The 5,445-nt window shown below is 38.9% G+C and carries 8 protein-coding genes; 5 read left to right on the top strand and 3 right to left on the bottom strand.

Features of this window, described 5'->3' with window-relative positions; translation table 11 throughout:
• A partial coding sequence (locus tag K245_RS28505) for a transposase domain-containing protein (RefSeq protein WP_156906866.1) occupies positions 1-141 on the top strand: 141 nt, incomplete at its 5' end.
• Between the two features lie 12 nt (positions 142-153).
• Here K245_RS28505 and K245_RS0120420 read toward each other — a convergent pair.
• Complete coding sequence (locus tag K245_RS0120420; RefSeq protein ID WP_027360661.1) at positions 154-2,541, bottom strand: metallophosphoesterase; 2,388 nt, start codon at positions 2,539-2,541, stop codon at positions 154-156.
• Between K245_RS0120420 and K245_RS28500 the strand changes: the two genes are divergently transcribed.
• The 4 genes from K245_RS28500 to K245_RS27500 all read left to right on the top strand — a co-directional run bounded on the left by K245_RS28500 (position 2,540) and on the right by K245_RS27500 (position 4,512).
• Complete coding sequence (locus tag K245_RS28500) at positions 2,540-2,665, top strand: hypothetical protein (protein WP_269545304.1); 126 nt, start codon at positions 2,540-2,542, stop codon at positions 2,663-2,665. The two genes, K245_RS0120420 and K245_RS28500, sit on opposite strands and share 2 nt — an antisense overlap.
• Before the next feature lie 385 nt (positions 2,666-3,050).
• Positions 3,051-3,374 (top strand): hypothetical protein, encoded by a 324-nt coding sequence (locus tag K245_RS0120410; RefSeq protein WP_027360660.1) that lies wholly within the window; start codon positions 3,051-3,053, stop codon positions 3,372-3,374.
• A gap of 355 nt (positions 3,375-3,729) precedes the next feature.
• A complete protein-coding gene (locus K245_RS0120405; protein WP_027360659.1) occupies positions 3,730-4,248 on the top strand; it encodes a hypothetical protein in 519 nt (172 codons plus the stop codon).
• A 132-nt stretch (positions 4,249-4,380) separates the two neighbouring features.
• Positions 4,381-4,512: an integrase core domain-containing protein gene (locus K245_RS27500; RefSeq protein WP_084156461.1), complete on the top strand. Its 132-nt coding sequence runs from the start codon at positions 4,381-4,383 to the stop codon at positions 4,510-4,512.
• Between the two features lie 327 nt (positions 4,513-4,839).
• On the opposite strand, the gene K245_RS28635 is transcribed toward K245_RS27500, so the two are convergent.
• Positions 4,840-5,196, bottom strand: a complete 357-nt coding sequence (locus K245_RS28635; RefSeq protein ID WP_408605773.1) for a PaaI family thioesterase — start codon at positions 5,194-5,196, stop codon at positions 4,840-4,842.
• Between the two features lie 71 nt (positions 5,197-5,267).
• Positions 5,268-5,445 (bottom strand): integrase core domain-containing protein (locus K245_RS27495; RefSeq protein WP_156906865.1); only part of this gene is annotated, 178 nt, incomplete at its 5' end.

Raw genomic sequence — 5,445 nt, 5'->3', positions numbered from 1 at the left:
CTTGTCGAATCTGCAAAAGCAGCAAAGCTCGAGCCGTATGCATATCTTAAACTCATCTTCGAAAAAATACCACTCGCGCAGAATGAAGAGGATTATAGAGCTTTGCTCCCTATATCTGTCACATCACAAATTTCCACGTAGTTGGCTGGATGCTTACTTTTCAAGCACTTCTATATAACCTCGAGACAACAATTTTTCTTGTATCTCATGCAGTCTTGTATATTCACCACTCTCGATCAGGTGGTAAAGCGCTTCATTGGTTGCTATTATATTAGGTGAACTGTAATGATTGCTTATTTTCAAACCAGCCAGCCAGGCATCGGCAATTATTTTATGATTTTCGAGCTTCTCATCATTACGGTTTTCCAAGTACTTTTTAGTTAAATCTGCCAATAATGAGTGAAGGGAATATCGGTCGCCTTCCCCCTTGATATTAAGGATATAGCGTCTGAGCAAAAACTGAAAAGCATCATCATCGTTTACAGCTTTGTTTAGTGCTGTGACATGTGAATCTGGAATAAAATCATTATAAAGAGCACATATCCTGAGCATTCGCTGGGCTTTTTCTGTCAGTATATTAGCATAAAGATCATTAAACAGACGATTATCCAGCTTTTCATGCAATTCTTTTGTACCATCGTATCGTTTAAGTACCTGCCGAGGTATTTCTTTCATCCCGTCAGCCACGTTTGCGAGTAGGGACATTGCCAAAGGATGGGCTTTTTCTTTGTTACTGTCTCCTCCAAGTTTTTTGAACACAAATTCAATATCATTTTCATCAAGATGCCATCCCTTTTCCGGCTCGTTCTTGAATGGTCTGATAAAAAAATGACCCATGCTTTCTTTATCTATTCCCTTAATATTTATTTTTTTATGAAATTTTTCAGGAAGAATGCTGTCAGAAATAGTTTCCCTGCTTTCGAGAATAATATGTATTTGGGGGTAATATTCAGCTATTGCCTCAAAAAGGTTCTTAATACTGGAATCCAGAAAACGAGATGTTCCACCTGTCATTTCAAAAAAGAAGTGGGAGTCCTCAATATGAATAATTGCAGACTCGCTGTCTTTAACAAACTCTTTAAGTTCTTTAAACTCCGACATTTTTAATATGTTAAAAACCATATCAGGGCTTTCATCATTGCACCCAAGCACTCTTGAAAAATGCCTGAAAATTTCATGGGATGAAATCAGATTATGGCTTTTAAGAGTCATGTATAAACGGTTTTGCAATGATTCTGTTCTGCATGTTTCTCTGATCAGAGACGTTTTACCGATCCCTGAAAGTCCGCATACCGTAACAATTCGATATTTATCCAGTAATCTGGAAAGCTCTGCTATTTCTTTTTTTCTTCCAAAAAGACCGCGAGATTCCGGGGAAAAATCATCATAAGTATTCCCGGAATTTGTCTGGCTATCGATATCGCATCGATTGTCATGCACTGTACTTGTTTCTTTTTTTGAAACTGTTGGGCCAGAAATCAATTCAGACTTTAAGGACTGCGCTGATTTTTCTTGCTTGCGTAATCTTTGCCCCCAATTCCTTATTCTCCAAATGCCATCGTTGTCCGTTTTATTGTATATAATCTTTGGAATCCACCCGTGCCCATCTTTATCATATTTTCTTAGCCAGACTTCACCATCTCCGTTTTCTGGAAAAAGGCGGACAATATTATATCCCGTCTCTTTTTCAGAATCACCGTAACAAGCTCCTGCTGCTATTGTAACAAATCCGTCCGCTTGCTCATCGACCCAGTTCTGATGTTCATGTCCGTGCAGGAAAAAATCAAAATTATTGCCTAATTCTTTCTTCACTGCCGGGTCTTCAAATGGCATTAGCCAGTTCACCGGATGATGCATCATGGCAATCTTTATTTGACCATCTTTTATCATTTTTGATAGGGTTGGAATCTGCCAGTGCCCAGATAATAAAACTTCCCCCTTATGTTTGTCCATTCCACAAGACCAGGCAGAATTCATCCCTGCAATGCCAATCTTTATGCCATTTATTTCAATAACTTTGCCCCAAATTAAGCGATCTTTGTCAAGATCATTAACAAATTCATATTCATCAAGGAAAGCCTTATAGTCTTCAAGTGATACCATTAAAGTTTTCCAGTCGCTGGTATTATCCCGAAGCACTTCAGCCAGCTTCTTTTCCATTTCATCGTGACTTTTGTTAGAAAGTGAAGCTTTAAGACCTTCATGAATCATACCAGGAACTTTCGATCTGTTGAGTTCATGATTACCAGGAACAATGAAGAAATGACTTTTGGGCACCGGTGGATCATATAGAGAGCATATCTCATTGAACAAAATAGCGGCAGATTCAAACTGGTCACTAATTTTTTTGCCTTTATCATTTCCCAAATGACCATATACTGCATCGCCGGTAAATACTATAAAATCAGGCTTGAGGTTGTGATCATGGAGTAATCGTTTAAGATCTTCTTGTAGTTTTTCTAAAATAACGTCGGCTTCCCAGCCTGATTTAGGGTTGCAGATATGTATGTCTGAAAAATGAAGCCATGTGATTGAATTCATGAGTTATCCTGAAAGCGATGAGATCGTTACGACGTTCGAAATATACAATACTGACAACATAGAGAGCTTCCCCCCTGTGGCGGCGACGGAATGCCGTTACTATCTGCATATACATCCCAAATAAAACACAAGGAAAAATTCAAAAAGTTATTTTTTTGATACAAATTATGAAAAATACAAGCAACAGAAAACGCCGAACAGCATCGTATTGTTTCAAACGTGTATGAACTTATGACAATATTCGACCAGCTTGCAGAAAGAAACACGGCCACGGGAAATCACAGCCGAATACTTGAGCCTGAACTTAACGAGGTTCTCACGAGTGGCAATGAAGAAATGGCATAAATATTTTTTAGCTTATTTTTCAGTAGTGGGCTAAATTGATTGTTTTTTACATATCATCCCGGCCTTGCCAGAAGCTGCCAGAGATGAAGCTATTTGAAAAGCTCCGTTTACGACCGTGTCTATTATATCGGCACTCACCAATTCTAAAATTTGAGGAAACAGGCATGACCAATATACCCGAAAATGACTGGAAAATAATACGATCCATGAAGGATGAAATGCTTAATAAGGCCTGCAATACCATATTTGATAAAATAAAATCCATTATAGATAGTAAGGGCAATGAGAGCCACAAAGCTTATCTTCAAGTCTGGCACACAATAAACAACGAGGACAAAGAAATTGGGGCAATGTTTGATGACCTGAAAAGAAGCAATGCTGTTCTCAAGCTTGCAAGATGGAAAATAAACGGCTTGATTGATGATGAAGACCTGAAAAAATTCGGTAAGGAAACGAGGGACAAAATAAAAGCTTTTACTGATACATAACCTCTTTGCCACACTCAGCCTGGAAATAAACTCAACACTGTCACAACAAACCAGAAACTGGCCGTTAAAAAAATATAGGTCTATTTGAGCGCGAGCGAAAACCACATCACAACAAGTTCTTGTCTGATTTCGGCTCGCCTCAATCAGACTTACGAAAAATCGAGCGTAAAAGGCATTTTAATCCCTTGGCGCTTCATCTTCATTAACCATAATCGTTGCCCTGGCTGGAATACTCCCCTCCCCCTCTGGGCTCTCAAAATATCAACTTAACGACATGACTGCGTTTTGGCCTGCTATTTGCTTTCTCAAATGCTGATATTATTGAAATTGAACAAAGCAGATATGAGGATAAAAAATGGAAATCCATCAAAAGTCCGCAATTAAAGCCTCCTTTTTATCATCGAGCGCATCCCTGCCCCAGGCGGGGCAAACAGGAAAAACATTTGCAAGCTGCCTGAGCGAGCAAATTGGTAAAACTGACAAGGAGGCAGATGATGGGAAGTCAAATATGTTTGCAGGTGACTTTGCTGCCATAGAAAAAAAAGGATTTTCAGCCTATGTCAGGGATCTTGAAAAAGAAAAAATCGAGAAAATACGAAAAGATATTCTGGAGCGCATGGGACTGACAGAAGCGGATCTTGCGAAACTACCGCCTGAACAGCGGGCAATGATCGAGGATTTGATTGCTCAGGAAATAAAGGATCGGTTAGCGGCATCTTCCATGAAGAACAATGACGATTCAGACAATAAGGGGCAATCCGGCAATAGAGCCATGATTGGAATAAGGCCAGACCTTGCTTTTCTTTCAATGATGGGAGATCAGGGAAGAAATGACTCTTTTTCAGTAACCAAAAAAGATGAAAATGGGCAATAATTTCCTATCAGTCATAACATGAGGACGCCGGATCAGATTTATTTCACCTACCGGGCGGATTTAGAAGCAGTTTCACTTTTAGCATTGAAAAAAACTGTCCAGGAATGAGGTTATCTGAAGGCCTATGGAAGCATGTCAGAAGCGAGACACAAAATTGGCGATTATCTGAGGTTCTACAACACAAAAAGGCCTCACCAGAGCTTTAAGAATAATACGCCTGATAAAACATATTTTGAAGGTCTGGAAATTCCAATCGCCGCTTGAAGCTTTTATTAAAAATATGAGACACAGAGGTCAAAATTATATAAGGATTTGTTGATAGGATTTTCACTTATATTTTCAGAAAATCTGTCCAATCAAAACCGACCACTTATTTTCGTTCTTCACGATTGATTTCAAAATAATTTGGATCAAGTTTCGAAATTTCTCTAAAGTTCATTTTGTTTGCCTATCGATCTATATTGAAAATCCATGCATTGCCACCGATAGTTAGATTCGGTTATATTAAGCGGGCCTCTCATAAGTATTGGAGATTAATAAACCGCTTTTTTTCAGAAGTTACTCTTTAACATCTCAAAAATATGGGCGTAGCTAAGGATACAGGATCATTTGAGTACACCGAAACAATGCAATGGTTTTTCCTGATTGCTTGTGAGTTACGACAGCGTCCCATACCTGAGTTGTTCTCCCCATGTGAACTGAATTGGCGATACATTCAATGGTTCCGTCGCGGGCAGTGCCCAAATGGTTGGATTTTAATTCAATGGTGGTAAAGCCTGATGCTCCTTCTGGCAAATTAGAAATACATCCATTTCCACACAATGTATCTGCCAAAGTTACTACGCTACCCGCAAATAAAAAACCATTAGGAGCTATGTTTGAAGGGTTGACTTCCATTACAGCCCTGACATAAGTGGTCGGTTTTGATTGGACAGATTTTCTGAAAATATAAGTGAAAATCCTATCAACAAATCCTTATATAATTTTGACCTCTGTGTCTCATATTTTTAATAAAAGCTTCAAGCGGCGATTGGAATTTCCAGACCTTCAAAATATGTTTTATCAGGCGTATTATTCTTAAAGCTCTGGTGAGGCCTTTTTGTGTTGTAGAACCTCAGATAATCGCCAATTTTGTGTCTCGCTTCTGACATGCTTCCATAGGCCTTCAGATAAACCTCCTCATATTTCAAACTTCTC

This window comes from Desulforegula conservatrix Mb1Pa (assembly GCF_000426225.1).
GTDB classification, from domain to species: domain Bacteria; phylum Desulfobacterota; class Desulfobacteria; order Desulfobacterales; family Desulforegulaceae; genus Desulforegula; species Desulforegula conservatrix.
Note: the sequence above shows the minus strand (reverse complement) of the source record. Positions and strands in the feature narration are given on the sequence as shown.